Genomic DNA, 25,177 nt, shown 5'->3' with positions numbered 1-25,177 from the left:
CGCTGGTTAGCGCGCCGAAATCACCACGACGATGACAGTCACCCCGTGGCGCGCCGCGATCGCGAGCTTCGTCGGCACGACCGTCGAGTTCTACGACTTCCTGATCTACGGCACCGCGGCGGCGTTGGTGTTCCCGCGGTTGTTCTTCCCCGACGCTGAGCCCTCGATCGGGATCCTGCTGTCCTTCGCGACCTTTGGCGTGGGCTTCGTCGCGCGGCCGCTCGGCGGAATTGTGTTCGGCCACTTCGGCGATCGCGTCGGCCGCAAGCGGATGCTGGTGTACTCGCTGCTGTTGATGGGCGGCTCCACCGTCGGCATGGGCCTGTTGCCGACACACGCCCAGATCGGGCTGGCCGCGCCGATTCTGCTGACGCTGCTGCGCCTGCTGCAGGGCTTCGCGGTGGGCGGCGAATGGGGCGGTGCCACGCTTATGGCCGTCGAACACGCACCCGCGCCACGCAAGGGCTTCTTCGGGGCGTTCCCGCAGATGGGCGCACCGGCCGGAACAGCGCTGGCGACCCTGGCGTTTCTGGGCGTCGCGCAACTGCCCGACGAGCAGTTCCTGTCGTGGGGGTGGCGGCTCCCGTTCCTGGCCAGCGCGGTGTTGATCGTCATCGGGGTGGTCATCCGGCTGTCGCTGGCCGAGAGTCCGGACTTCGCCGCGGTGCGGGCCCGGGCCGCGACGGTGCGGATTCCGGTGGCCGAGGCGTTCCGGAAGCACTGGCGACAGATCCTGCTGGTGGCCGGCGCCTATCTGTCGCAGGGCGTCTTCGCCTACATCTGCGTGGCCTACCTGGTGTCCTACGGAACGACGGTCGCGGGCATCGGTCGCACCGAGGCGCTGTTCGGGGTGTTCGTCGCGGGCGTGGTTGCGGTGCTGGTCTATCCGTTGTTCGGCGCGCTCTCCGACCGGGTCGGCCGCAAGCCGGTGTTCCTGGCCGGGGTGGTGGCGATGGGTGCGGCGGTGTTGCCGACGTTCGCCCTGATCAACACCGGCGACTCCGCGCTGTTCCTGCTGGCGCTGGTGCTGGTGTTCGGCTTGGCGATGGCGCCGGCGGCCGGCGTCACGGGTTCACTGTTCAGCCTGGTCTTCGACGCCGACGTGCGCTACAGCGCGGTCTCGGTGGGCTACACACTTTCGCAGGTGGCGGGTTCGGCGTTCGCCCCCACCATCGCGGTCGCGCTGTACACCGCCACCGGGACCAGCAACGCGATTGCCGCCTACCTGATTGCCGTGTCCGTCATCTCCGCGGTGTCGGCGGCATTCCTGCCCGGGCCGTGGCGAATCGCCCGTCGTGAAACCGGTTGAGCGGCAAAGAAAGTGACACTGCGGGTGGGCCCCCCTCGACATGGCCCGCCCGCAGCGTCACTTCACGGTGCGGTCAGGGCGCGGGTCGGTAGCCGTCCCCCACGGACTGGCGGAGCTGCCAGATCTGCGCCGGGCACAGCTCCTGCGCCGACTGGCTCAGCAGGTACGACACCTTGTACTCGTCGGGACCGAAATCCCGTTTGATCTGTTCGGCCATCGCCGGGTAGCTGTCGCCCGCGGTGATCCGACCGCAGAGCATGTAGCCGTAGTCCAGCGCCGCCTGAGCGTTCGGAAAGTTGAAGCCGGGGCCCGTCGTGACGTTGATGACGTAACCGAGCTGATCGGCCTGCGCCACCGGCGCGACCGCGAGTGCCGCGGCCACCGCACCGCTGCCGACCACCATTGCGACCACTGACTTCTTCATGGGCGTTGAATCTACTACGCCGTCAGCGCACTTATGTGTGAGACCGGTCAAGACGATCGACCGATACCAGCCGGATCCCGCACGGCACCGTCACGCTGTTGAGCACCAGGCTGATCGTCACCGCCACCACCGCGACCTGGACCAGCAGATCGGAGTGCTCGAGTTCGCCGCGGCTCAGCACGATCATGGCCAGCACCAGGGTGCCGATCCCGCGCGGGCCGAACCAGCCCAGGAACAGCCGGCTGCGCAGCGGAACGTCGGTGCGCAGCAGCGCGAGGCTCGCCGCCACCATCCGGACCGCCACCAGCGCGACCACGGCGAACAGCACCACCTGCCAGCCGGCAGCGCGCCAGCCGCCGACCACGAGGTAGGCCCCGAACAACGCGAAGACCATGAGTTCCAGCAGCTTTGCGGTGGCGTCTGTGACCTGCGAGGGCATGGTGGCCGCGCGGCGCCGGCACACCACGGCGTAGGCCAGGCCGCCGACGAACGCGGCGACGAATCCGCTGGCGTGCACGCTCTCCCCCAGCTGGAAACACAGCAGGGCCACCGCGAGGGTCGCCAACTGCGCCCAGGTGTTGCTCATCCAGGCGCGCCGCACCGATCCCACGATCACCCACGCCCCGACCAGTCCGACGGCCACGCCCACCACCACCGACAGCAGTTCGGTGCGCGCCGCGAACAACAGCCAGGCGGTGGCGTTCTGATCGGCCGCGCTGCCCGAGGCCACCGCGATCGCGGCCAGCAGCGTGGCCAGTGCGAACCCGTCGTAGAGGCCGGATTCCACCGACAACGCGTGCCGGACCTGTTCGGGAATCCGGCGATCCTCCATCAGCGCTTCGATCAGGGCGACCTCGGTGGGTGCCAGGATCGCGGCCAGGCAGACCGCCTCCCACACCGGCAGCACCGGCAGCAGCAGCAGCGCGGTGACCGTGCCGAGGATGAGGGTCAGCGGGATACCGATGAGCAACAACCGGCCGGTGATGCGGCCCCGCAGGCCGCCGTGTACCAGTTCCGCGGCCTGGTTGAACAGGATGACCGTCAACGCCAGCTGCGCCAGGACCGTGAAGGTGTCGGCGTCGTCGCTGTCGGGCAGCACCCCTGATCCGGACGGGCCCAACAGCATTCCGATCGCCATGAAGATCAGCGCCGGAGCCACGTACCAGCCGCTTGACCGCCGCGGACATCACCGCGTAGCCGAGCACCATGACGGTCAGAACGATCGCAATGGTCGAATGCATGGCCACCATCCTTGCGATTTCGGCGTGTTCTGCCACGGTGGGCGTGGCAGAACACGCCGAAATCCCTCAGGGCAGGGCGCCGGGGGTGATCTCCTCGAGCATCTCGGTCACCAGCGCGGCAATCGGCGAGCGTTCGCTGCGCAGCAGCGTGATGTGGGCAAACAACGGGTGGCCCTTGAGCTTCTCGATGACCGCCGCGACGCCGTCGTGGCGGCCGACGCGCAGGTTGTCGCGCTGGGCGACATCGTGCGTGAGCACCACCCGCGAACCCGAACCGAGCCGGGACAGCACGGTCAGCAGGACGTTGCGCTCCAGCGACTGCGCCTCGTCGACGATGACGAACGAGTCGTGCAGCGAGCGGCCGCGGATGTGGGTCAACGGCAGCACCTCGAGCATGCCGCGGGCCAGCACCTCCTCCAGAACCGCCGGACTCGCCAGCCCCTCCAGGGTGTCGAAGACGGCCTGCGCCCACGGGCCCATCTTCTCGCTCTCGCTGCCGGGCAGGTATCCGAGCTCCTGCCCGCCGACCGCGTAGAGCGGCCGGAAGACGACGACCTTGCGCTGGGTGCGCCGCTCCAGCACCGCCTCGAGTCCCGCACACAGCGCCAGTGCCGACTTGCCGGTGCCGGCCTTGCCGCCGAGCGAGACGATGCCCACGGACTCGTCCAGCAGCAGATCGAGCGCGACCCGCTGTTCGGCCGAGCGGCCACGCAGCCCGAACACCTCGCGATCGCCCCGCACCAGCTGCACCCGCTTCTCGGCGTTCACCCGGCCCAGTGCGTGGGAGGTGCCGCCGAGCAGCCGAATCCCGGTGTGGCAGGGCAGGTCTCGCGCGGCCTCCAGATCGAGTTCGCCGTCGCCGAACAGCGCGTCGACATCCTCGGCCGCCACCTCGAGCTCGGTCATCCCGGTCCAGCCGGAGGTGATGACGTCCTGGGCGCGGTACTCGTCGGCGGCCAAGCCCACCGCGCCGGCCTTGACCCGGAGCGGGATGTCCTTGCTCACCAGGGTCACGCGCTTGCCCTCGGCGGCCAGGTTGGCCGCACAGGTCAGGATGCGGGCGTCGTTGGTGTCGGTGCGAAAACCGGGCGGCAACACATTTGGATCGCTGTGATTGAGCTCCACATGCAGCGAACCGCCTTGGGTACCAACGGGAATGGGCAGATCAAGACGCCCGTGCTCCAGTCGGAGATCATCGAACATGCGCAATGCCTGGCGGGCGAACCAGCCGAGCTCGTGGTGATGGCGCTTTGCCTCCAGCTCGCTGATCACCACGAGCGGGACGACTACCTGATGCTCGGCGAACCGGGTGGCCGCCCAAGGGTCCGACAGCAGCACCGAAGTATCCAGGACATAGGTCCGAATCCCGGCTTCCGGCTGCTCTGTCTGAGCCGTCGATGAATCGCTCACGTGGCGCTCCTCGACCTACGCGGCCCCGCGGAGGATTTGTCAGCGGGCGCAGCGGCATCAGGACCGGGGCCGGTCCTGCCGTAGTAGCTACGGGAGATACCGCCCGGACAGCAGAGCATGTCGCTAGCCATCGCCCATGACGCTACTCCCGCAACGCCATTCGGGGGGCTCAGACGCGCCGCGGCGCGGTTACGCGCAGATGAACTCGCGGAGCTCGTCGCGGTCGGCCAGTCCGAACGCGGTGATCTCGTCGGAAATCACCCGCTGCAACTGCTCCGGACCGAAGATGCCGGCCTCGGCCACGTTGGCCACCTTGGCTCCGAACGGCTCGATCTCGGCACCCGGGACCTGCAGGCCCTTGGCCCGGCGTGCGACCGCGGCGATCGTCTCGGCCTCGTCGTACCGCACGCACCAACGCACCAGGTTCGCGAAGAACAGCTCATGCCGCTCCTCGTCCAGGGCGATCCGGTCGATGAGGGACTTCAGCACCGGCTCCTCGATCTGCTCGGCCAGCCGCCGGCAGAACACCGCGAAGGTCTTCTCGAAGAACGCCATGAACACCAGGGTCTCGATCTGCGTGAACGAGTTGGCCCGGTAGCCCTTCACCACCTGCTCGACGCGGACGTCCTCGTTGGCCGTCGGGTCGAAGTTACGGGTGACCACCAGATAGTTGCGCAGCACGATCGCGTGCAGATGCTCCTCGGCGGTCCAGCGGCCGATGAAGCGACCCCACTTCCACTCCAGGATGAAGTGTTCGACGAGTTCGCGATGGTAGGCGGCGAGGTTGTCCTTGGTGATCTGCAGGATCTCGCAGGCATCGACGACGGGTTGCGGCAGCGTCTGCTGCGAGGGCTCCCAGTCGCGTCCACCCAGGAACGCGAAGTTCTCGCCCTGGTCAAAGGGGACGTAGTCGTGCGCAAACCACTCTTCGGCGGTATCCAGGTGACGTTGCAGGTTCTCTGCGACCACCGGCTCCAACTCAAGAGTCAAGGCATTGGCAATGGGAAAATCAGCCATAAAACTAACTGTAACCCGAGTTCACATGTTTCTCGAAATCGCCCCCCACCCCATTTCGCCCAAAGGTGAGGTTGGGCCACTTTGCGCGAGTGGGGTCCGGCAAAAGGTCGATGTTGGCGGGTGGTGGACCCCCGGGGTGCGCGACCTACAGGGTCAGCCCCGGGTACAGCGGGTTGGCGGCCAGCATCTCGGCGGCGCCGGCGTGCACCCGCTCGGCGGTGCCGTCGGCCAGGGTGTACTTCGCCTTCGAGGGCCCGCTCGAGGCGGCGGTCGGCTGCGTGTTGGTCAACACCTCGACCACCAGCTCGGCCACCCGGTCGAACTCGTCGGCGCCGAAACCGCGGGTGGTCAGCGCGGGGGTCCCGAGCCGGATCCCGCTGGTGTACCAGGCGCCGTTGGGGTCGGCCGGGATGGCGTTGCGGTTGGTCACGATGCCCGCGTCCAGCAGCGCGGACTCCGCCTGCCGACCGGTCAGACCGAATGAGGTGACGTCGAGCAGCACCAGGTGGTTGTCGGTGCCACCGGTGACCAGGCGACCGCCGCGCTTGAGGAATCCGTCGGCCAGCGCCTTGGCGTTGTCGGCGACGGCCTGCGCGTAGGACTGGAACTCCGGCTGACGCGCCTCGGCCAGCGCGACCGCCTTGGCGGCCATGACGTGCGACAGCGGGCCGCCGAGCACCATGGGGCAGCCCTTGTCGACGGCGTCGGAGTACTCCTTGGTGGCCAGCACCAGGCCGCCGCGCGGGCCGCGCAACGACTTGTGGGTCGTGGTGGTGGTGACATGGGCATAGGGCACCGGATCCTCTTCGCCGGTGAACACCTTGCCCGCGACCAGGCCGGCGAAGTGCGCCATGTCGACCATCAGGGTGGCGCCCACCTCGTCGGCGATCTCGCGCATCTTGGCGAAGTTGACCCGCCGCGGATACGCCGAATAGCCGGCGACCAACACCAGCGGCTTGAACTCGCGGGCCGCCGCGGCGATCGCGGCGTAGTCGAGCAGACCGGTCTCGGGGTCGGTGCCGTAGCTGCGCTGGTGGAACATCTTGCCGGAGATGTTGGGCCGGAAGCCGTGGGTCAGGTGACCGCCGGTGTCCAGCGACATCCCCATCAGCCGCTGGTTGCCCAGCTTGCCGCGCAGCGTCTCCCAGTCCTGCTCGGAAAGGTCGTTGACGTGCTTGGCCCCCAACTCGGCCAGGCCGGGCGCCTCGACCCGGGTGGCCAGGATCGCCCAGTAGGCGACGAGGTTCGCGTCGATGCCGGAGTGCGGCTGGGCGTAGGCGTACGGCGCGCCGAACAGTTCGCGGGCGTGCTCGGCTGCCAGCGACTCGACGGTGTCGACGTTCTGGCAGGCCGCGTAGAAGCGGTGCCCGACGGTGCCCTCGGCGTACTTGTCGGAGAACCAGGTCCCCATGGTCAGCAGCACGGCCGGCGAGGCGTAGTTCTCGCTGGCGATCAGCTTGAGCGAATCACGCTGGTCGGCCAGCTCTTTGCGGGTGGCCGCGGCGACGCGCGGTTCGACGGACTCGATGACCTGCAGCGCCGAACGGTAGGCGGCACTCGCGGTCGCGGCGTAGTCGGCGCCCGGGGCGGGTGTCGCGGCGGTCACAGTCGGTTCTGCAGTCATGCCACAAGCCTAAACCGCGGCCGCACCGCAACCGAACCCGCGCTCAGGCCGCGCGCAGCGTCGACGGAATCAGCGGCTCGTCCAGCAGCCGGCCGAATTGCTGCGTCAGCGTCACCCCGACCGGCCGGTCGTCGAGCCACGGCCGCAGCAGCCGGTAACCCTCGACGTAGGTGCTGGTGTAGGCCCGCCACAGTGGCGAGGACAGAAACCGCATCATCTGCCGCGCCCGGGCCTCGTCGACCAGCAGCCAGCGCCGCACATACGCCACCACCTCGTCGATGTCGCGGTGCTCGTCGTGCAGCATCAGGGCGGCGTCCTGGCGCACGTCGGCGAGCGTGGCCCGCGCGACCGAGATGGCCTGGGCGCGCTCGGCGTCGAATCGCAGACCCAGATCCGCGTAGATCTCGGCGGCCCAGAATCCCCAGTCCGGGCCGATCGCCGCGTAGAGCGCCAGATCCGCCAACCCCTCGGCCATCAGGCACTGCGGCGTGTTCACCAGGAAGATGGTCTGCTCCTGCTGCCCCAGGCCGGCGACCAGACCGGCCTCCTTGCGGCAGTGCTCGGTGTGGTGTCCGGGATAGGACTCGTGCGCCACCAGCGACGGCAGGTTCGACATCTGCTGCTTGAGGTCGGCGTTGACGGCCACCGTCGAGCGGTAATCACCGTGATAGTAGTTGAACCCCGACCACGGTTTGTCGGTGACGACCTCGTAGCTGACGGTTTCGCGCTCCGGCAGCGGGAAATCCGCGCGGACCCGGTCGCGCAGCGCGCTCGAGAACGCCTCGATGCAGTCGCCGAGGCGGGCGGGCGGGATCTCGTCGGCGCGGCGGTCCGCGTTCATCCGGTCCACCAGCGGGCCGGCGCCGCCGAGCGCGTCGTCGAGCAGCGCGTGCGCCTGCCGGTAGCGGTCCTGGTCGCCCTTGCTGATCTCCACGTCGAAGTAGGCCCGGACCTCGTCGACGAACCCGACGTCGGCGCCGGCGAACTTGTGTGCGGCACACTCCAGGGCCCGCAGGTGCGCGCCGAGGTAGGCCGCGCGGGTCTCGTCGAACCCGTCGCGGCGCGGCACCTCCGGCAGCGCGGCCAACAGCCGCTGGGCCTGCCGGGCCAGCTCGGCGGGGTCGGGCGCGGGCTCGTCTGCGACCTGCTTGCGCAGCGTCTGGTCCCCGGTGAACGAATCCACGTAGCCCTCTTCGACGCGGTCGAACCGCAGTCCGAGCAGCAGGTACTCGCGGATCAACGCAGCAGCTTCCATGTCGATCCACGGTAGCCGCCGTGGCGCCGGACGCCACCCACACGTTCGCGGCGCAACGTGTGCTGCGACACTTGACGCCATGTCGCGGCTGAGCGAGCCGAGCCCGTACGTGGAGTTCGACCGGAAGCAATGGCGAGCGCTGCGTATGTCGACGCCGCTCAAGTTGACCGAGGAAGAGGTCCTCGGGCTGCGCGGGCTCGGTGAACAACTCGACCTGCTCGAGGTCGAAGAGGTCTATCTGCCGCTGGCCCGGTTGATCCATCTGCAGGTCGCGGCCCGCCAGCGGCTCTTCGCCGCGACCGCCGAGTTCCTCGGCGAATCCGATCAGAACCCGGACCGGCCGGTGCCATTCATCATCGGGGTGGCCGGCAGCGTCGCGGTCGGCAAATCCACCACGGCCCGCGTGCTGCAGGCCCTGTTGGCCCGCTGGGGCAACCACGCGCGGGTGGACCTGGTCACCACCGACGGCTTCCTCTACCCGAACGCCGAGTTGTCCCGTCGAAACATCATGCACCGCAAGGGTTTTCCGGAAAGCTACGACCGCAGGGCCCTGATGCGCTTCGTGACGACGGTGAAGTCCGGGGCCGAAGTGGCCTGTGCGCCGGTGTATTCGCACCTGCTCTACGACATCATCCCCGGCGAGAAGCAGATGGTCAGGCACCCCGACATCCTGGTGCTCGAGGGACTCAACGTGCTGCAGACCGGTCCCACGCTGATGGTCTCGGACCTGTTCGACTTCTCGGTGTACGTCGATGCCCGCATCGAGGACATCGAGCAGTGGTATGTCTCGCGGTTCCTGTCGATGCGCGAGGGCGCGTTCGCCGACCCGCAGTCGCACTTCCACAGCTACTCCACGCTGACCGATGAACAAGCCGTCTTCGCCGCGCGCGACATCTGGCATTCGATCAACCGGCCCAACCTGATCGAGAACATCCTGCCGACCCGGCCGCGCGCCACGCTGGTGCTGCGCAAGGACTCCGACCACTCGATCAACCGGCTGCGGCTGCGCAAGCTCTGAGCGATTTCGGCGCGCTTCCCCGCAGTGAGCGCCGGTTGCCGCGCCCAAATCACGCAGAAACCCGGTGCGGGACGCTCGGCCGCAACCTCTCACGGCCTCGCGCCACCGCACCGGGGCGGCGGGAGTCACGCCAGACGGCGCACTCCGAAGTACTGCAGACCCGCGAAGAACGCGGTGTAGGCGCCCATCGCCAGCGCCGCGGCCACGCCGAGGCCGGTCAGCGGGGCCAGCCCCTCGACCACCACCAGGACGGCGCCGACGGTGCAGGCCAGGTTCGCGACGATCACGGCGATGCCGGCGGTGCGGACCTCCCGCAACCGGGCCAGCGCGTAGACGACGGCACCGTAGAGCACCAGGGCCGTGCCCAGGACGAAGCCGACGGTCGGGGTGAGTCCCGTCAGCCCGGCCAACGGGTTGGCGAACGCCGCGATGGCGAGGCCGGCGGCGCCGGTCAGGGTGGCGTCGAGGCGCAGGCCGAAACGCAAGAGGTGGTCGTCGGTGCGCAGCCCAGGGGTGCGGGTGGCGGTGGCGGTCATCGTTGGTGCTCCTACTCGGGTCGATATCGGTTCGGACACCATTGATGCTGCTCAGCGGCCACTGCCAGATCGATACCCGGCACTGCCACGCACTGCCAACTCAGGGATTTCGGTGCGCCTGGAGGCGCTCACCGCCCCTGGGCGCCCCGAAATCGCCGGCGGAGCGTAGGTCGGCGGCGATCACCCTGGCCGCGGCGTTCTGCCAGTTGTGCAACGACCGCTGCGGCACTTCGGTGACCAACCACTGCCATGCCTGCCGGGCCACCGGGTCCAGGCCCGCGGCGGTCGCGTTCTGCGCGTACGCGCGCACCCCGAGGACGTACGGGAAATGCAGCGCGTTGTAGTGCCGCCATTCCTCGGTGGTGCCGAAGTCGCGACCGTCCCGGGGTTTGAGCGCCGCGATCCGGTCGGCGAGCAGCGCCTTGAGTTCATTGGCGCGCTCGAGCGGTTGATCGGGGGCGCCGCGCGCCGCCAACCGTTCGTCAATGACGGGCAACGCGGTCAGCGGGCTGGCGACCAGCTTGGTCAGGTCCCCGTAGTGCCCCAACGCGCGCCGCGTCACCCGCACGAAGGTGTCATCATCGAGGCCGTCCAGCGGATTCTCCGAGCGCAACGGCAGCGCCGCCTCGGTGCCGCGCAGTGCCGCCCGGTCCGCCCGCAGCGCCGGCGCCCGCGCGAACGCGAGTCGGTCCAGCAGCCCGGCCAGCGGGTCGGCCAGCACGTTGATCGCGATCGCGACGGCCAGGCTGGTGAACAGCAAGACGGTCACCACCAGGCGACCTTCGGCGCCGATCACCGCCAGCCCGATCAGCACCTGACCGCCGAACAGGCCCGCCACCAACACCGTGCCGACAAACGAGCGCAACATGTCGGCCCGCAGCGCCTGCCCCTCGTCGAACGCGTCCCACAGCGCCACCGCGACGCCCAACAGCAGCACGTCGACGCCGGTGGCCGCCAGCGCGAGCCAACTCGGCACCAACCCCAGCGGGATCACCAAAATCGCGTTGGCCAACGCGAAGAACAGCGTGGCCACCACGACCACGCCCACCATCGAGCCGGGCCGCGGCCGGCGCCGCACCACCAGCACCATGGCCGCCAACGCCGCCACGGAGATCACGCCGAACATCAGCCAATGGCCGAGCCGCAGCGGACCCTCCACGCCGCCGGCCAGCGTCGCACCGACCACCGCAAGCATTGCGACGACGACCACGGCGGCGATCTCACCCGTCCGACTGCGCCACTGCTCGCCGGCGCTCGACAGCGCCAGCACGACGGCGAACCAGGCCACCCCGGGCAGCGCCACCAGATAGATCTCGAGGTGGCTCAGCAGTCCGGCGCCGTCGGCCGCGGTCACCCGCACCGCATCGAGGGCGACCACCGCGGCGAAGCTGCACAGTCCGATGGCCGCGAGTACCAGCACCGGTTTGCGGGGATCGCGAGCCAGTAGATACAGCCCGAGCCACCAGCTCACCGCGAACACCACCGCCGAGAGCCCCGCCATCGGTTACGCCCCGAACCGCCGATGCCGCGCGGAATAGTCGCGCAGCGCGCGCAGGAAGTCGACCCGACGGAACTCGGGCCAGTGCGCCTCGGTGAACCACATCTCCGAATAGGCGCTCTGCCACAGCAGGAAACCCGACAGCCGCTGTTCACCCGAGGTGCGGATCACCAGGTCCGGGTCGGGCTGACCGGAGGTGTACAGGTTCTCCGAGATGGCGTCCACCGTGACGGCGTCGACGAGTTCGTCGGCGCCGGCCCCGTTGGCCAGTTCCTTGGACAGCAGCGCGCGGACCGCCTCCACGATCTCCTGGCGGCCGCCGTATCCGACGGCGACGTTGACGTGGAAGGACTGATCCTTGGCACCGGAGTTCGTCGAGTCCACCGCTTGCCGGAGGCGGCGCGCGGTTTCGTCACCGAGCAGTCCCAGGTCGCCGACGGTGCGCACGCTCCAGCGGTTGGTCGGGGCGCAGATCTCCTCGACGACCTCGGTGATGATCTCGATGAGCGCGGCCAACTCGGCGGGGTCGCGCTGCAGGTTCTCGGTCGACAACAGATAGACCGTGGTCATCTCGATGCCGGCGCGCTGGCACCACCGCAGCATCTCGGCGATCTTCGCCGCGCCCATCCGGTAGCCGACGCTGACATCGTCATACCCCGCGTCCCGCGCCCAACGCCGATTGCCGTCGCAGAGCACCGCGATGTGGCGGGGCAACTGTGAGCGCGAGCGCTTCAGGTCGTGCTTGAGCCGCATCTCATACAGCCGGTACACCGGTTCTTTGAGTCGCGGGGGAATGATGTCCACGACAAATCAGACTACTGTGAGGCGCGGTGAACCCCACACGATCCGGACAGCTAGAGCCGACACGGAGAACGAAATGAGCGCTCCCTCGGACCGCGGGGCCGACCAAGGCCTGCGCCGCAAAGAGATCACTCAGATCGACCTGGCCGAGGACTTTCCCGAAGCGATCGTCGACGGTGTCGTCGAGTTCTTCGGCAAACCTCGCGCCCGCGGCTGGATCCACGTGTATTCGGCGGTTGTCGCCGCCATTGCCGGGATCACGCTGGTGGCGGTGTCGTGGTCGCTGGAGTCCACCCGCGCCGGCATCGCGACCCTGCTCTACACCTGCACCAGCGTCGCGATGTTCGCCGTCAGCGGCGCCTATCACCGGGTGAACTGGCGTTCCGGGGCCGCGCGCAAATGGATGAAGCGCCTTGACCATTCGATGATCTTCATCTTCATCGCGGGCAGTTACACGCCGTTCGCACTGCTGGCGCTACCGCGCAGCGACGGTTGGCTGTTGTTCTGGATTGTGTGGGCCGGCGCGCTGGCCGGGGTTGCGCTGAAGATGTTGTGGCCGAGCGCGCCCCGCTGGGTCGGCGTGCCGCTGTACATCTTGTTGGGCTGGGTGGCCGCGTGGTTCATCGGACCGATCATGGACGGCGCCGGGGTGGCCGCGGTGGTGCTGCTGATCGTGGGCGGTGCGCTGTATTCGATCGGCGGCGTGCTGTACGGGCTGAAGTGGCCGAACCCGTGGCCGCAGACCTTCGGCCACCACGAGTTCTTCCATGCGTGCACCGCGGTGGCCGCCGTCTGCCACTACATCGCGATGTGGTTCGCGGTCTTCTGACGATTTCGGCGCGGTTCCCCGCGCCCGGCGCCGGAAACCGCGCCGAAATCACTCAGAGCTGGGTGATGTCCGCCGGACCCCAGTACGCCTTCATCGACGTGATCAGGCCCTCGCTGTTGAAGGTCATCACCTCGATCGGTTCGATGCGCATGGTCCCCACCGTGATCGCGAAGACGAACGCCGCCTCGGTGCCGCCGGACCGGAACGACAGCAGCTCGGTGCTCAGCTCGAGGCCGTCGGTGTTCTTGTAGAACCCGGCGATGGCCTGCCGTCCGATATGCACCTCACCGCCGCCCACCGGATCCTCCAGCGTGGCGTCCTCGGCGTACAGCGCCGCGACGTCATCGGCGGAGCCGTTGACCACCGTGTCGAGGTAGCGCTGGACGAGGGTCTTCAGGGCATCCGGCTCAAAGGTCATGTGCGGGTACGCTACACGGGCAACTCGAGCGCGGCAGCGAGATCCTCGACGTCGGTCACCGGCAGGTCACAAGCCGTGCCCCGGCACACGTACGCGGCGTCGGCGCCGCCCACCCGGTCGCGGCCCGCGAGCAACTCCGAGGAGTCCCTCGCACCGCCGACGACGACGGTGCCGCCCGGCGCGAGCCGGCGCGCCGCGGCCAACAGCGTCGATTCCTCGGACCCGCACGCCACCGCGATCTGCAGCGGGCCGCGCACCGCGGCCTCGGCGACCGCCAGCCAGTGCCCGGCCGACCGGGCGGCCCGGTTCAGCACCGGCGTGTGCGCCCGCAACGTCTCTTCGGCCGCCTGCACGTAGCGCCCGGCGCGCGCCCCCTCGGCCAGATGCGCGGCCGTCAGCACTGCCTCGGCCAGCAACGAGGCCCCGGCCGGGGTGGCCCCGTCGATCGGATCGGCCGGACGCAGCACCAGTTGCTCGGCGTCGTCGGCGGTATCGAACCATCGGCCCGGCCGATCCGGGTCGCCGAAATGCGCCAACGCGGTATCGAGTAGTCCAGTCGCCGAGTCCAGCCAATCCTGTTGCGCGGTGAGCTGATACAGCGTCAGCAGGCCGGTCGCCAGCGCCGCGTGGTCCTCGAGGATCGCCGCGCTGTCGCCCACCTGCCCGCCGAGGCTGGCACGCCGCAGGCGCCCGCCCACCAGGTGCAGGTTCAACACCGTGCGCGCGCACCGCACGGCGGCATCGAGCAGATCTGGGCGTCCCAGCGCCACGGCCGCCTCCCCGAGTGCGGTGATAGCCAACCCGTTCCACGCGGTGACCACCTTGTCGTCGCGCCCGGGTTGGACCCGTTCGGCGCGGGCCGCCCACAGCGCGGCACGGACCCGTCGCAACCGTGCGGTGTCCTGCGGGTCGGCCGGGCGCTGCAGCACCGAGCGACCCGCCTCGAACGTCCCGGCGTCCGTGACGCCGAAAACCTCAGCGGCCCAACGGCCGTCGTCGGCACCGAGGACCTCACGCAGCTGCGCGGGCGTCCAGACGTACGTCGAGCCCTCGCTGCCGTCGGCGTCGGCATCGAGCGACGAGATGAACATCCCGTCGGCCGACAGATCCCGCAGCAGGAAGTCGGCGGTCTCGCCCGCGACCCGCACCGCCAGCGCAGCACCGGTACGACGAGCCCAGTGGGCGTAGGCCCGCAGCAGCAGCGCGTTGTCGTACAGCATCTTCTCGAAATGCGGTACCACCCAAGCGTTGTCGACGCTATAGCGGGCAAAGCCGCCGGCCAGCTGGTCGTAGATGCCGCCGCGGGCCATCGCCTCGGCGGCGCGGTGCACCGCCGCGAGCGTCTCGGGCGCGCCGGTACGTTCATAGCTGCGCAGCAACGCCTCCAGCAGCGCCGAGGGTGGAAATTTCGGTGCGCCGCCGAAGCCGCCGTGGGCCCGGTCCTCGTCGGCCAGCACCGCGGCCACCGCACCATCACACAGTTGCGCCGCAACCGGCGCATCGCCGCTGGGCAGCCCACCGGCGATGGCGCGCAACTCCGCCGAGATCTGATTCGAGGCCCGTTCCACCTCGTCGCGCTGGGTCGTCCAGGTGTCCCCGACCGCCGAAAGCAACTGCAGAAACTGCGGTTTCGGGTAGTAGGTGCCGCAGAAAAAGGGTCGGCCGTCCGGCGTCAGGAAGCAGGTCATGGGCCAGCCGCCCTGGCCGGTCAACGCCACCGTAGCGTTCATGTACACCGCATCGAGGTCGGGGCGTTCCTCGCGGTCGACCTTGATGCAGACGAAGCCCGCGTTCATCGCGGCGGCGACCTGCGGGTCCTCGAACGACTCGTGGGCCATCACGTGGCACCAATGGCACGCGGCGTACCCGATCGACAGCAGGATCGGCACATCGCGACGCGCGGCCTCGGCCAGCGCCTCCGCCGACCACTGCAACCAGTGCACCGGATTGTCGGCGTGCTGGCGCAGGTAGGGACTGGCGGCGTCAGCCAGGCGGTTGGCCACCCGACTCCCGGAACTTGGTGTCCGACGGAGTGTCCAGGTCGGCGGGCAAAGTGATCCCGACGGTGCCCTCGTCGACGGCCTGATCGGGTTCGGGGTGTTCGGGATCGAACGACTCCGGCAGGTTCTTCAGGTGCCGGTTCATCGACCACACCAGCCCGAAGGTGCCGATCAACAGCAACACCACGATGAGCAACCCGAACGGGCTGGCCTTGCCGAAGTCCGGGCCGGTGTTACGCGGACCCTCCTCGGCCAACAGCGTCAGCCCCGCGATCAGCACGGTAGTCATCCTTCGTCATCCGGTTCGATACCCGCAAAAAGATCGGTCTCCGGCAGCGTTACCGGTACTCGGGACCGCGCCAATTCGAACTCCTCGGTAGGCCAGAGTCGCTGCTGCCACTCGATGGGGGCGGTGAAGAAGTCACCGGACGGATCGATCTGGGTGGCATGCGCGCGCAGCGCGTCGTCGCGCTGTTCGAAGTACTCCGAGCATTCGACCTGGGTGGTGACGCGCTTGGCGAAGACGTCGTTGTCCGGGTCCCAGTGCTTGAGCCACTTCTCGAACGGCCCGACGCGACCGTGGTTGGCGAACTCGTCCTGCAGCAGCTGCATCCGTTGCCGCAGGAAGCCGTGGTTGTAGTAGAGCTTGGCCACCTCCCACGGCTCACCGGCGTCCGGGAAGCGGCGGTGATCGCCGGCGGCCTCGTACGCCGCGACCGAGACCTGATGGCAGCGGATGTGGTCGGGGTGCGGGTAGCCGCCGTTCTCGTCGTACGTGGTCATCACGTGCGGACGGAACTGCCTGATCACCCTGACCAGTCGCTCGGTCGCTTCCTCGAGCGGAACCAACGCAAAACACCCTTCCGGCAGCGGAGGCAGCGGATCGCCCTCCGGCAGTCCCGAGTCTACGTATCCCAGCCAGGTGTGCTCGACGCCCAGGATCTCGGCGGCCTTGGCCATCTCGTCGCGGCGGACCTCGGCGATCCGGCCGTGCACCTCGGGCAGGTCCATCGCGGGGTTCAGGATGTCGCCGAGCTCGCCGCCGGTGAGCGTCACGACCAGCACGCGATGGCCCTCGGCGGCATACCGCGCCGTCGTGGCAGCACCCTTGCTGGACTCGTCGTCCGGGTGGGCGTGCACCGCCATCAGCCGCATTTGGTCACCGTGCGCCTTCGCTCGCTTTCAACAATTGGCCACCCTCCTGGGGCACGCCCTATTCTCAAGTCCTGGTGGCAATGATTTCATCCCGGCTATCGGCCACCGACACCCGATCCCCAACCAGAGACGTACCCCACACCCATGGCGAACACTCCTGCGACTCCCGCTGCGGTCCTGCGGCCGGAATCCCGGTACGGCAAGACGCGGCGCGGACCCAACCGGCTGCTCATCGCGGCGCTGACCGTGCTGGCGCTGGCGCTCGGCGTGGCGGTCGCGATCGCCGGCTATCAGCGGCTGGGCTCCAGCGAGGTCAAGGGGGAGCTCGCGGGCTTCCAACTGATCGACGATCGGACGGTGGACGTCACCCTCAGCGTGACGCGCGAGGACCCCTCGCAGCCGGTGGTGTGCATCATGCGGGCGCGCTCCATCGACGGCAGCGAGACCGGCCGCCGCGAGCTGCTGGTGGGACCGTCGACGGCGACAACGGTGCAGGTCACGGCCCAAGTCAAGACCAGCAAACCGCCGGTGGTCGGCGACGCCTACGGCTGCGGCACCGACATCCCCAGCTACCTCCGCGCGCCGGACTGAGACCCCGCCGGAGACCGCTCGACCGGTAACCGAGAGACCAACCTGCGGCGTCACGAGCGTAAAGCCCGACCGACGCCCCAGTGGTATGCTTCACACATACACGGTTCCTGCTGGGGCCGTGTATTGCTTCTTTAGCGCGAGACACCGCGGCTCTGAGACGGCAATACACGCGGAGCTCCGGCAGCGAATGCAGGCAGACTGCCCAACGCAAATAGCGCGGACCAAAGACGAGGAGCGCGAGCACATGACTGACATCGATGCCAACTGGCTGACGCAGGAGGCGTACGACCGGCTGAAGGCCGAGCTGGACCAGCTGATCGCCAATCGACCCGTCATCGCCGCGGAAATCAACGACCGTCGCGAAGAGGGCGACCTGCGTGAGAACGGTGGCTATCACGCCGCCCGCGAGGAACAGGGCCAGCAGGAGGCCCGGATCCGACAGCTGCAGGATCTGCTCAACGACGCCAAGGTCGGCGAGGTGCCCAAGCAGTCCGGTGTCGCGCTGCCCGGCTCGGTGGTCAAGGTCTACTACGACAGCGACGAGACGGACACCGAGACGTTCCTGATCGGCACCCGCGAGCAGGGCGTCGCCGACGGCGACCTCGAGGTCTACTCGCCCAGCTCCCCCCTCGGTGGGGCGTTGCTCGACGCCAAGGTCGGCGAGACCCGCACCTACACGGTGCCCAACGGCAACACCGTCACGGTGACGTTGGTCAGCGCCGAGCCGTACCAGGGCTGAGCGTCTGCTCGGCGCGCGAGCCGCAAGCGCGCCGAACCACCCTCCCGCATGGCACGCATTGCCGAGGAGCTGCTGTTACTGCTGCTGGACAACGCGGCGGGCACACCGGCACTCCCCCCGGCGCGCAGGCACCGGCTGTTGGCCGGCGCGGCGCTGCTCGACCTCGCCTACGCGTGGCGCCTCCGGCCGGCTGACGCGGACGACCCGGTTCCCGCGGGCCGGCTACTGGCGCTGCCCGGGCCCGACGACGGCGATCCCGTCAACCGCTGGGCGTGGGAGGCGCTGGCCCGCAGACCAGTCGGCACCAGGCCCGCGATCACCAAGCTGCACCGCAACGTCGAGCCCGCGGTGCTGGCACACCTGGAACGCACCGGGCAGCTGCGACGAACACCGGTGTACACCAAGCGATCCCATGTTTGGCTGCTGACCGACCGCGATCGCGCATTGCAAGTTCGCTCGGCGCTGCTGGCGGCCCTGCTGGAGGACGCCGAACCCGCCCCGCCGACCGCGGCCGTGGTCGCGCTGCTGCACACCGCCGACGGACTACCCGAGCTGCTGTCGCTGAACCCCCGCAGCCGGCGGTGGGTGCACCACCGCGCCGGTGAAATCGCCAGCGGCAGTTGGGTCGCCGCGGACAGCAGCATCGCCGAGGTCAACCTCGCCGTGACCACCGCGATGGTGTGCGCCGCGCTGCGGTGAGCCGCCTCAGCCCTCCAGCGCCTGTTGCAGGTCCCCGATCAGATCGCTGACATCCTCGATGCCCACCGACAACCGCACCAGATCATCGGGCACCTCGAGCTGCGAGCCCGCCGTGGAGGCATGCGTCATGGCCCCCGGATGTTCGATGAGCGACTCGACCCCACCCAGCGACTCGGCCAGAATGAAGATTTCGGTGCCGGCGCACAGCGCGCGGGCCGCCTCGACGCCGCCGCGCATCCGGATCGAGACCATGCCGCCGAAACCCGACATCTGGCGGGCGGCCACCTCGTGGCCCGGGTGGCTCGGCAGTCCCGGGTAGAACACCTCGGTGACCGCGGCGTGCTCGGCGAGGAACTCGGCCACCGCGGCCGCGTTCTCGGAGTGCCGCTGCATGCGCAGTTCCAGGGTCTTCAACCCGCGCAGAGTCAGATAGGCGTCGAAGGGGCCCGGCACCGCACCGGCCCCGTTCTGCAGGAAGGCGAACGCCGCGTCGAGTTCCTCGTCGTCGGTCACCAGCGCTCCGCCGACGACGTCGGAGTGCCCACCGATGTACTTCGTGGTCGAGTGCAACACGATGTGGGCGCCGAGTGCCAGCGGTTGCTGCAGCGCCGGTGAGGCAAACGTGTTGTCGACCAGAACCTTTGCCCCGTGTTCGGCGCCGATCGCGGACAGCGCCGCGATGTCGGCGATCGACAGCAGCGGGTTGGTGGGCGTCTCGACCAGGATGAGCCGGGTCTGATCGGTCAGCGCGGCCCGCACCGCGTCGAGATCGGACAGCGCCACCGGGGTGTGCGTGATGCCCCAGTGGGCGAACACCTTGTCGATGAGCCGGAACGTGCCGCCGTAGGCGTCGTCCGGGATGACGACGTGGTCGCCGGGGCGCAGCACGGCCCGCAGCGCGCAGTCGGTGGCCGCCATGCCCGAACTGAACGCGCGCCCGAAGGTGCCGCCCTCCACCGCGGCCAGCGACGCCTCCAGCGCCGAGCGGGTGGGGTTGCCGGTGCGTCCGTACTCGAAGCCGTTGCGCAGCCCGCCGACGCCGTCCTGGGCGAACGTCGAACTCGCATAGATCGGTACGTTGACGGCCCCGGTCGCGGGGTCCGGACGGTATCCGGCGTGGATGGCGCGGGTGGCCAGCCCCTGCCAGGAGTGTGCGTCGGCCCGACTACGTTGCTCGCTCATGCCTACCAGCCTAGTCGGCACGCTGAGCGCACAGCCTGCTCAGCGCCTGTGCGCGACGTCCGACAGCGGAACACAGACCGTCGACATCAGCTTGTCGGCGAAGGTCTGCCGCTTGGCATCCCACAACGGGAACAGATAGCCCAGGTAGCAGATCAGGGTGTCCAGCACATGGGCCAGTTGCCGAACGATCGACATGCTGAACCCGATTGGCTGCCAGGTTTTTTCGTCCACCACGCGGAACTTCAGCACGGACTTGCCGATACTCGACCCGGTGGTGCCCTGCCGGTAGCCGTAGTTCCAGATCACGAACGCCAGCGCCGCGAGGTCGAGCAGGGTGAACACGATCACCCCGGCCACCGTCCAGTTGGTCCGGCACGACATGCCGACCCCGTACCCCGTCCGGCTGGGCACGCAGGCCCGGTCTTTGGTCGCCACCGCGAAGGCGACTCCGAGCGCCGTCAGCAGCAGCATCGGGGCCACGTCGATGATTGCGCCCGCCACCCTCGTGCGCCAGGGCGTGAACGCCGCCCGCGGCAGCAGGTGGGCGTCGCCGCCGATCGGGGAGTCACCCGGCAGCGCTGCAGGTGGACCAATCACATGGGACTCCCCAAGCCGTACCGATGCCAGAACAGTAGCGCCGGCGCGGGGCCGGATTGCCCCGAACAGCATTCAAGGCGCCACCGCGTGACGCCTTGAATGTGGTCCGACAGGTCGTTACTGCAGCGCCGGGGCGACCTCTCCGCCGCTGAGCGTGCGGTAGGCGTAGATCTCGAGCAGCACGATCACCGGCACCGCGACCAGCAGGCCGACGAAGCACAGCAGCGTGCCGATGATGGCCAGCAGGATCGTGACCAACCACAGCATCAGCACCGGGCCGAAGTTGTTCTTGACCAGATCGAAGCTGAACTTCATCGCCTCGACCGGGCTCAGATTCCGGTCGAGCAGCGCCAGGGTCGCGAACAGCAGCAGGATCGACACCAGCAGGCCGGGGATGATGCCCAGGATGCCCAGCACCGGCGCGACCATCGTCAGCAGGAACGTGCACACGAACACCGTGGCCCCGGTGGCGAGCCCCACCAGCAGACTCAGGACCGCGAACGCCCCGATGCGCTGCGGGCGCAGGAACGAGCCGACCGAAACCTGCCGGCCGTTGGCGATATCGAAGGCGCCCACCAGGTAGGCCGACGTCACGGCCGCACCGACCAGGAGCAGCACCACGTAGCCGAGCAGCATCACGGCCAGGCCGGACGCACTCAGATCAGCGGTGCCGGTGAAGTCGAAACCCTCGTCGTAGGAGTCGTATTCGGCGACCGGGCCCGACACGGCTGCCGCCAGTCCCTGGAAGACCAGCGACACGACGCTGACGACCACCAAGGCGATCAGCGTCACGATCACCAACGGCGCGGCGTTCTTGCCGAACTTGTTCCAGGCCCAGGTCAAGGCATCCCCGACGCTGAACGCGGGCGCCCCGAAGCGGGCGTCGCCCGGTCCGGCATATCCGCGCGGCGGTGGCGGGAACGCGCCGGGCGCCGGCGGTGGCGGATAGGCCCCGGGCGGTGGCGGCGGGTAGCCACCGGTCGGAGGTGGCGGATACCCGCCGTCCGGTGGGGGCGGCAGATCGCCCGGCGGAGGTGGCGGATTTTCAGTCATTGCGCGCCTTCCAGAATGAAATGTGCAGGCCAAAGCGGCATAACGGTACCGGAGAACCGGCGGCGATGTCCGGCCAACGAGCGAGGTCGGGTTACCCCCGCAGCGCGTCGTCGGAGAGGAAGCCCAGCAGGTCACTGCGCGTCAGCACGCCCGCGGGTTTACCGTCGTCGACCACCATCACCGCATCCCAGTCGCGCAGCGCCTTGGCCGCCGCGCCGGCCAACTCGCCCGCGCCGAACAGCGGCAGCGCCGGGCTCATGTGCTTGGCGACGGCGTCCGCGAGATGGGCGCGGCCTTCGAACACCGCCGAGAGCAGTTCGCGCTCGGACACGCTGCCAGCCACCTCGCCGGCCATCACCGGCGGTTCGGCGCCCACGACCGGCATCTGCGAGACACCGTATTCGCGCAGGATGTTGATGGCATCGCGGACGGTTTCCGACGGATGGGTGTGCACGAGCGCCGGCAGCAGGCCGGACTTGCCCCGCAGCACGTCTCCGACGGTCGGTTCGGCGCGCGAACCGTCCATCCGGCTGCGCAGGAAGCCGTACGACGACATCCATTCGTCGTTGAAGATCTTCGACAGGTAGCCACGTCCGCCGTCGGGGAGTAGCACCACCACCACCGCGTCGGGTCCGGCATTGCGAGCCGCCTCGATCGCCGCGACCACCGCCATCCCGCACGAGCCGCCGACCAGCAGCGCCTCCTCACGCGCCAGCCGCCGCGTCATCTCGAACGAGTCGGCATCGGAGACCGCGATGATCTCGTCGGGCACCGCGGGGTCGTAGGCGGTGGGCCAGAAGTCCTCACCGACGCCCTCGACGAGGTAGGGCCGGCCGGTCCCGCCGGAGTACACCGAGCCCTCGGGGTCGGCGCCGATGACCTTGACCGGGCCGCCCGGGCGGTCCTTGGAGATCTCCTTGAGGTACCGACCCGCACCGGTGATCGTCCCGCCGGTCCCGACGCCGGCGACGAAATGGGTGACCTTGCCGTCGGTGTCCGCCCAGATCTCCGGACCCGTGGTCTCGTAGTGGCTTTCGGGGCCCATCTGGTTCGAGTACTGGTCCGGCTTCCAGGCGCCGTCGATCTCCTCGACCAGCCGATCCGAGACGCTGTAGTAGCTGTCGGGATGATCCGGCGGGACCGACGTCGGGCACACCACGACCTCGGCGCCGTAGGCGCGCAGCACGTCCTGCTTGTCCGCGCTGACCTTGTCGGGGCAGACGAAGATGCACTTGTACCCGCGGCGCTGCGCCACCAGGGCCAGGCCGACGCCGGTGTTGCCCGAGGTGGGCTCGACGATGGTGCCGCCGGGCTTGAGCAGCCCGCTGGCCTCGGCGGCGTCGATCATCTTGATCGCGATCCGGTCCTTGGAGCTGCCGCCGGGGTTGAGGTATTCGATCTTGGCCGCGATGGTGCCGAGGCCCTCGGGCACCACTGAATTGAGTCGAACCAGCGGCGTATCGCCGATGAGATCACTGATGTGCCGGGCTATCCGCATGCCTCCATCTTGGCCCAGGCCAATCTGGGCTGCAGCAGAGCCCGGGTATTACGGGCTCAGCCGGTCGCCTCGCGGATGTATGCGCCGATCTGTCGCAGCGAGCGGGTGGCCTCCGGGATCAGCGGCGCCCCCATCTGGAAATCGTGGATCTGGCCCCGCCACACCCGGACCTCGGTGGGCACCCCGGCCGCGGCCAGCCGGCGCGCCGCCAGCCGCGCGTCGTGCAGCAGCACCTCGGATCCCGAGACGTGGATCAGGGTCCGCGGCAGTCCCGGCTCGATGTGGTCCAGCGGCTCGTAGACCTGCTCGGGTTCGTCGTTCACGATGCGCTTGGCCGCGGCCCGGGCCACCAGGCTGACCAGCGCGTCGAAGGCGCGCGGCGGGAACATCGCGTCGGTCTTGATGTTCGGGTGGGCCTGCTTGGGTTCCTTGGCCAGCTGCAGCAGCGGCGAGATGGCCACCAGCGCTGCGGGCTTCTCGCCCTCATCCTGCAGGCGCTGCGCCAGGGTCATCGCCAGGTAACCGCCGGCGGAGTCGCCGGCCAGCACAATCTGGTCCGGGTCGTAGCCGCGCAGCCGCAGCCACTGGTAGGCGTCGTAACAGTCGTCGACGGCCATGCCGACCGAATGCTTGGGGATCAGCCGGTAGTTGACCATCAGCACCGGGGCGTCGGCGAACTGCGACAGCGAGATGCCGATGGGTCCGTGCGAGTTCACCCCGCAGGTCAGAAACGCACCGCCGTGCAGGTACAGCACCACGCGCCGTTTCCCGTCTGCCGGCAGCACCCCCGGGGCTCGCACCAGCATGGCGTCGGCGTTCGGCAACGCGATGGTGGCGCGCACGGTGCCGGGCTTGGGCGTCAGCGCGCGCGCCAGCTGATCGACGATCCCGAACGGCCACGGCAGGTGCGGGACGTAGCTGCCGATCGCCAGCACCGGCCGCAGCGTAACTCGACACGTCAGCGACGCGAGGTGGCCCATCAGGCTGGTCTGGGTTTCGACGATCTCGACGGGAGCGCCGTCACTGACCGGAAATTTCCTCGGCCGCCGGACGCTACCAGTGCCGTTGTGCAGGCGGGGCGCTCCGTGGACCTTGCTCGGTGCGGTCATTTCAACACTCCCCTACGTCGTTGTAGTGGCCTGTCAATCCGGCGTTCCGCTGGCGTTCAGCCAACCCGGATAACTTAGCTTGACACTTCTTAGAGTTTTAACAATCTCCGATGTTGAATTGATACCTCATCCGATATCCGGCCGTGATCGTGGTACCCGACGCACGCCTCCGGCAATCCCGGACCGCACCCGTTTCATCAGTAAGCTCATGACCGTGGGCAAACGCGGAACGCGTCGGTCGACGCTGGCACTGGCAGCAGTAGGGGCCCTGGCTTCCACGGGCGTCGGCGTGCTCGGCGCGCGCAATCTACTCACCGGACAGGCCGACCAGGCCCGCCAGATCATCCCCAAGTCCTGGGACATCCCGCCACGCGCCGACGGCGTGTACGCACCCGGCGGCGGCCCCGTCGAGCGGTGGGAACACGACGTCCCGTTCGACCTACACCTGATGGTGTTCGGCGACTCCACGGCCACGGGCTACGGCTGTCGCGACGCCGAGGAGGTGCCGGGGGTGCTGCTCGCGCGCGGGCTCGCCGAGCAGTCGGGACAGCGCATCCGGCTCAGCACCAAGGCCATTGTCGGCGCCACCTCCAAGGGGCTGTCCGGTCAGGTCGATGCGATGTTCGTGGCGGGCCCGCCGCCGGACGCCGCGGTGATCATGATCGGCGCCAACGACATCACCGCGCTCAACGGCATTGCCGCCTCGGCCCGTCGCCTCGGGGAGGCCGTGAAACGACTGCGCGCCAGCGGCGCCGTCGTGGTCGTCGGCACCTGCCCGGACTTCGGCATCATCACCGCAATCCCGCAGCCGCTGCGCTGGGTCACCCGCAGCCTAGGACTGCGGTTGGCCCGCGTACAGGCGGCCACGGTGCGGGCGGCCGGCGGCGTCCCGGTGCCGTTCGCCGACCTGCTGGCGCCGGAGTTCCTGAAGGCACCCGAGGTGCTGTTCTCCGACGACAGGTTCCATCCGTCGGCGGCCGGCTACACGCTGGCCGCCCAACAGTTGCTGCCGGCGCTGTGCTTCGCGCTCGGCGAATGGCACGGCGAGCTGCCCTGGGAAACCGAGGGGGCCGAGAGCCGGACGCTGGGTGCCCGGTTGCGGATGCTGGCCAGGCGGTGGCCGCGGCGCACCACCGGGGTGCCCGCGCCGCTGGTGGTGTCCGCGGGCTAGCGT

At 69.1% G+C, this 25,177-nt stretch carries 25 protein-coding genes; 7 read left to right on the top strand and 18 right to left on the bottom strand.

Features of this window, described 5'->3' with window-relative positions; all coding sequences use genetic code 11:
* Nucleotides 1-31: 31 nt before the first annotated feature.
* A complete protein-coding gene (locus tag RCP80_RS05095; RefSeq protein ID WP_308481298.1) occupies nt 32-1,309 on the top strand; it encodes an MFS transporter in 1,278 nt (425 codons plus the stop codon).
* Nucleotides 1,310-1,382: 73 nt separating this feature from the next.
* Here the strand turns inward: RCP80_RS05095 and RCP80_RS05090 are convergent, their stop codons facing one another.
* From RCP80_RS05090 to RCP80_RS05065, 6 genes are all read right to left on the bottom strand, one after another.
* Nucleotides 1,383-1,733, bottom strand: a complete 351-nt coding sequence (locus RCP80_RS05090) for a DUF732 domain-containing protein (RefSeq protein WP_308481297.1) — start codon at nt 1,731-1,733, stop codon at nt 1,383-1,385.
* 31 nt (nt 1,734-1,764) lie between these two features.
* Entirely contained in the window at nt 1,765-2,892 is a 1,128-nt protein-coding gene (locus tag RCP80_RS05085; protein ID WP_308481296.1) for a cation:proton antiporter domain-containing protein, read from the bottom strand.
* A gap of 148 nt (nt 2,893-3,040) precedes the next feature.
* A complete protein-coding gene (locus tag RCP80_RS05080) occupies nt 3,041-4,384 on the bottom strand; it encodes an RNA 5'-3' helicase PhoH2 (protein ID WP_308481295.1) in 1,344 nt (447 codons plus the stop codon).
* A 189-nt stretch (nt 4,385-4,573) separates the two neighbouring features.
* Entirely contained in the window at nt 4,574-5,401 is an 828-nt protein-coding gene (locus RCP80_RS05075; protein ID WP_308481294.1) for an acyl-ACP desaturase, read from the bottom strand.
* A 145-nt stretch (nt 5,402-5,546) separates the two neighbouring features.
* Entirely contained in the window at nt 5,547-7,025 is a 1,479-nt protein-coding gene (locus RCP80_RS05070) for a glycine hydroxymethyltransferase (RefSeq protein WP_308481293.1), read from the bottom strand.
* Nucleotides 7,026-7,068: 43 nt separating this feature from the next.
* Nucleotides 7,069-8,280: a DUF885 domain-containing protein gene (locus tag RCP80_RS05065; protein ID WP_308481292.1), complete on the bottom strand. Its 1,212-nt coding sequence runs from the start codon at nt 8,278-8,280 to the stop codon at nt 7,069-7,071.
* A gap of 79 nt (nt 8,281-8,359) precedes the next feature.
* Between RCP80_RS05065 and coaA the strand changes: the two genes are divergently transcribed.
* Nucleotides 8,360-9,298 (top strand): type I pantothenate kinase, encoded by a 939-nt coding sequence (coaA, locus tag RCP80_RS05060; protein ID WP_308481291.1) that lies wholly within the window; start codon nt 8,360-8,362, stop codon nt 9,296-9,298.
* Between the two features lie 125 nt (nt 9,299-9,423).
* Here the strand turns inward: coaA and RCP80_RS05055 are convergent, their stop codons facing one another.
* From RCP80_RS05055 to RCP80_RS05045, 3 genes are all read right to left on the bottom strand, one after another.
* Nucleotides 9,424-9,834 (bottom strand): hypothetical protein, encoded by a 411-nt coding sequence (locus RCP80_RS05055; RefSeq protein ID WP_308481290.1) that lies wholly within the window; start codon nt 9,832-9,834, stop codon nt 9,424-9,426.
* Between the two features lie 100 nt (nt 9,835-9,934).
* On the bottom strand, nt 9,935-11,335 hold the full coding sequence (locus RCP80_RS05050; protein WP_308481289.1) for a hypothetical protein: 1,401 nt from the start codon (nt 11,333-11,335) through the stop codon (nt 9,935-9,937).
* 3 nt (nt 11,336-11,338) lie between these two features.
* Complete coding sequence (locus RCP80_RS05045; RefSeq protein WP_308481288.1) at nt 11,339-12,136, bottom strand: (2Z,6E)-farnesyl diphosphate synthase; 798 nt, start codon at nt 12,134-12,136, stop codon at nt 11,339-11,341.
* 73 nt (nt 12,137-12,209) lie between these two features.
* Between RCP80_RS05045 and trhA the strand changes: the two genes are divergently transcribed.
* Complete coding sequence (trhA, locus tag RCP80_RS05040) at nt 12,210-12,962, top strand: PAQR family membrane homeostasis protein TrhA (RefSeq protein ID WP_308481287.1); 753 nt, start codon at nt 12,210-12,212, stop codon at nt 12,960-12,962.
* A 52-nt stretch (nt 12,963-13,014) separates the two neighbouring features.
* On the opposite strand, the gene RCP80_RS05035 is transcribed toward trhA, so the two are convergent.
* The 4 genes from RCP80_RS05035 to mca are packed head-to-tail and all read right to left on the bottom strand — an operon-like array spanning nt 13,015 to nt 16,535.
* A complete protein-coding gene (locus RCP80_RS05035; protein WP_308481286.1) occupies nt 13,015-13,380 on the bottom strand; it encodes a nuclear transport factor 2 family protein in 366 nt (121 codons plus the stop codon).
* 11 nt (nt 13,381-13,391) lie between these two features.
* Nucleotides 13,392-15,383, bottom strand: a complete 1,992-nt coding sequence (locus tag RCP80_RS05030; RefSeq protein ID WP_308481285.1) for a thioredoxin domain-containing protein — start codon at nt 15,381-15,383, stop codon at nt 13,392-13,394.
* Complete coding sequence (locus RCP80_RS05025) at nt 15,364-15,669, bottom strand: hypothetical protein (protein WP_308481284.1); 306 nt, start codon at nt 15,667-15,669, stop codon at nt 15,364-15,366. The genes RCP80_RS05030 and RCP80_RS05025 overlap by 20 nt, the downstream gene beginning before the upstream one ends.
* Entirely contained in the window at nt 15,666-16,535 is an 870-nt protein-coding gene (mca, locus tag RCP80_RS05020; protein WP_308481283.1) for a mycothiol conjugate amidase Mca, read from the bottom strand. The genes RCP80_RS05025 and mca overlap by 4 nt, the downstream gene beginning before the upstream one ends.
* 144 nt (nt 16,536-16,679) lie before the next feature.
* Between mca and RCP80_RS05015 the strand changes: the two genes are divergently transcribed.
* The 3 genes from RCP80_RS05015 to RCP80_RS05005 all read left to right on the top strand — a co-directional run bounded on the left by RCP80_RS05015 (nt 16,680) and on the right by RCP80_RS05005 (nt 18,564).
* The gene (locus RCP80_RS05015) at nt 16,680-17,126 is read left to right on the top strand and encodes a DUF4307 domain-containing protein (RefSeq protein ID WP_308481282.1); all 447 of its coding nucleotides are present in this window, start codon (nt 16,680-16,682) and stop codon (nt 17,124-17,126) included.
* A 244-nt stretch (nt 17,127-17,370) separates the two neighbouring features.
* Nucleotides 17,371-17,865 (top strand): transcription elongation factor GreA, encoded by a 495-nt coding sequence (greA, locus tag RCP80_RS05010; protein WP_308481281.1) that lies wholly within the window; start codon nt 17,371-17,373, stop codon nt 17,863-17,865.
* A 48-nt stretch (nt 17,866-17,913) separates the two neighbouring features.
* Complete coding sequence (locus RCP80_RS05005) at nt 17,914-18,564, top strand: GPP34 family phosphoprotein (protein ID WP_308481280.1); 651 nt, start codon at nt 17,914-17,916, stop codon at nt 18,562-18,564.
* Nucleotides 18,565-18,570: 6 nt separating this feature from the next.
* Here RCP80_RS05005 and RCP80_RS05000 read toward each other — a convergent pair whose 3' ends face one another.
* From RCP80_RS05000 to RCP80_RS04980, 5 genes are all read right to left on the bottom strand, one after another.
* Nucleotides 18,571-19,746 (bottom strand): cystathionine gamma-synthase, encoded by a 1,176-nt coding sequence (locus RCP80_RS05000; RefSeq protein WP_308481279.1) that lies wholly within the window; start codon nt 19,744-19,746, stop codon nt 18,571-18,573.
* Between the two features lie 39 nt (nt 19,747-19,785).
* Nucleotides 19,786-20,343 carry an Rv1078 family RDD domain-containing protein gene (locus tag RCP80_RS04995; RefSeq protein WP_308481278.1) on the bottom strand — a complete coding sequence of 186 codons (558 nt, stop codon included), beginning with the start codon at nt 20,341-20,343 and terminating at the stop codon, nt 19,786-19,788.
* Nucleotides 20,344-20,460: 117 nt separating this feature from the next.
* On the bottom strand, nt 20,461-21,396 hold the full coding sequence (locus RCP80_RS04990) for a DUF2189 domain-containing protein (protein WP_308481277.1): 936 nt from the start codon (nt 21,394-21,396) through the stop codon (nt 20,461-20,463).
* A 91-nt stretch (nt 21,397-21,487) separates the two neighbouring features.
* Nucleotides 21,488-22,894, bottom strand: a complete 1,407-nt coding sequence (locus RCP80_RS04985) for a cystathionine beta-synthase (protein WP_308481276.1) — start codon at nt 22,892-22,894, stop codon at nt 21,488-21,490.
* A 56-nt stretch (nt 22,895-22,950) separates the two neighbouring features.
* Nucleotides 22,951-24,003, bottom strand: coding sequence for an alpha/beta hydrolase (locus RCP80_RS04980; protein ID WP_308481275.1), 1,053 nt, complete (start codon nt 24,001-24,003; stop codon nt 22,951-22,953).
* A gap of 214 nt (nt 24,004-24,217) precedes the next feature.
* Between RCP80_RS04980 and RCP80_RS04975 the strand changes: the two genes are divergently transcribed.
* Nucleotides 24,218-25,174 (top strand): SGNH/GDSL hydrolase family protein, encoded by a 957-nt coding sequence (locus tag RCP80_RS04975; protein WP_308481274.1) that lies wholly within the window; start codon nt 24,218-24,220, stop codon nt 25,172-25,174.
* Nucleotides 25,175-25,177 lie beyond the last annotated feature (3 nt).

Source organism: Mycolicibacterium sp. MU0053, from assembly GCF_963378095.1.
GTDB lineage: Bacteria > Actinomycetota > Actinomycetes > Mycobacteriales > Mycobacteriaceae > Mycobacterium > Mycobacterium burgundiense.
The sequence above is the reverse complement of the archived record's forward strand: the minus strand, read 5'-3'. Positions and strand labels throughout refer to the sequence as shown.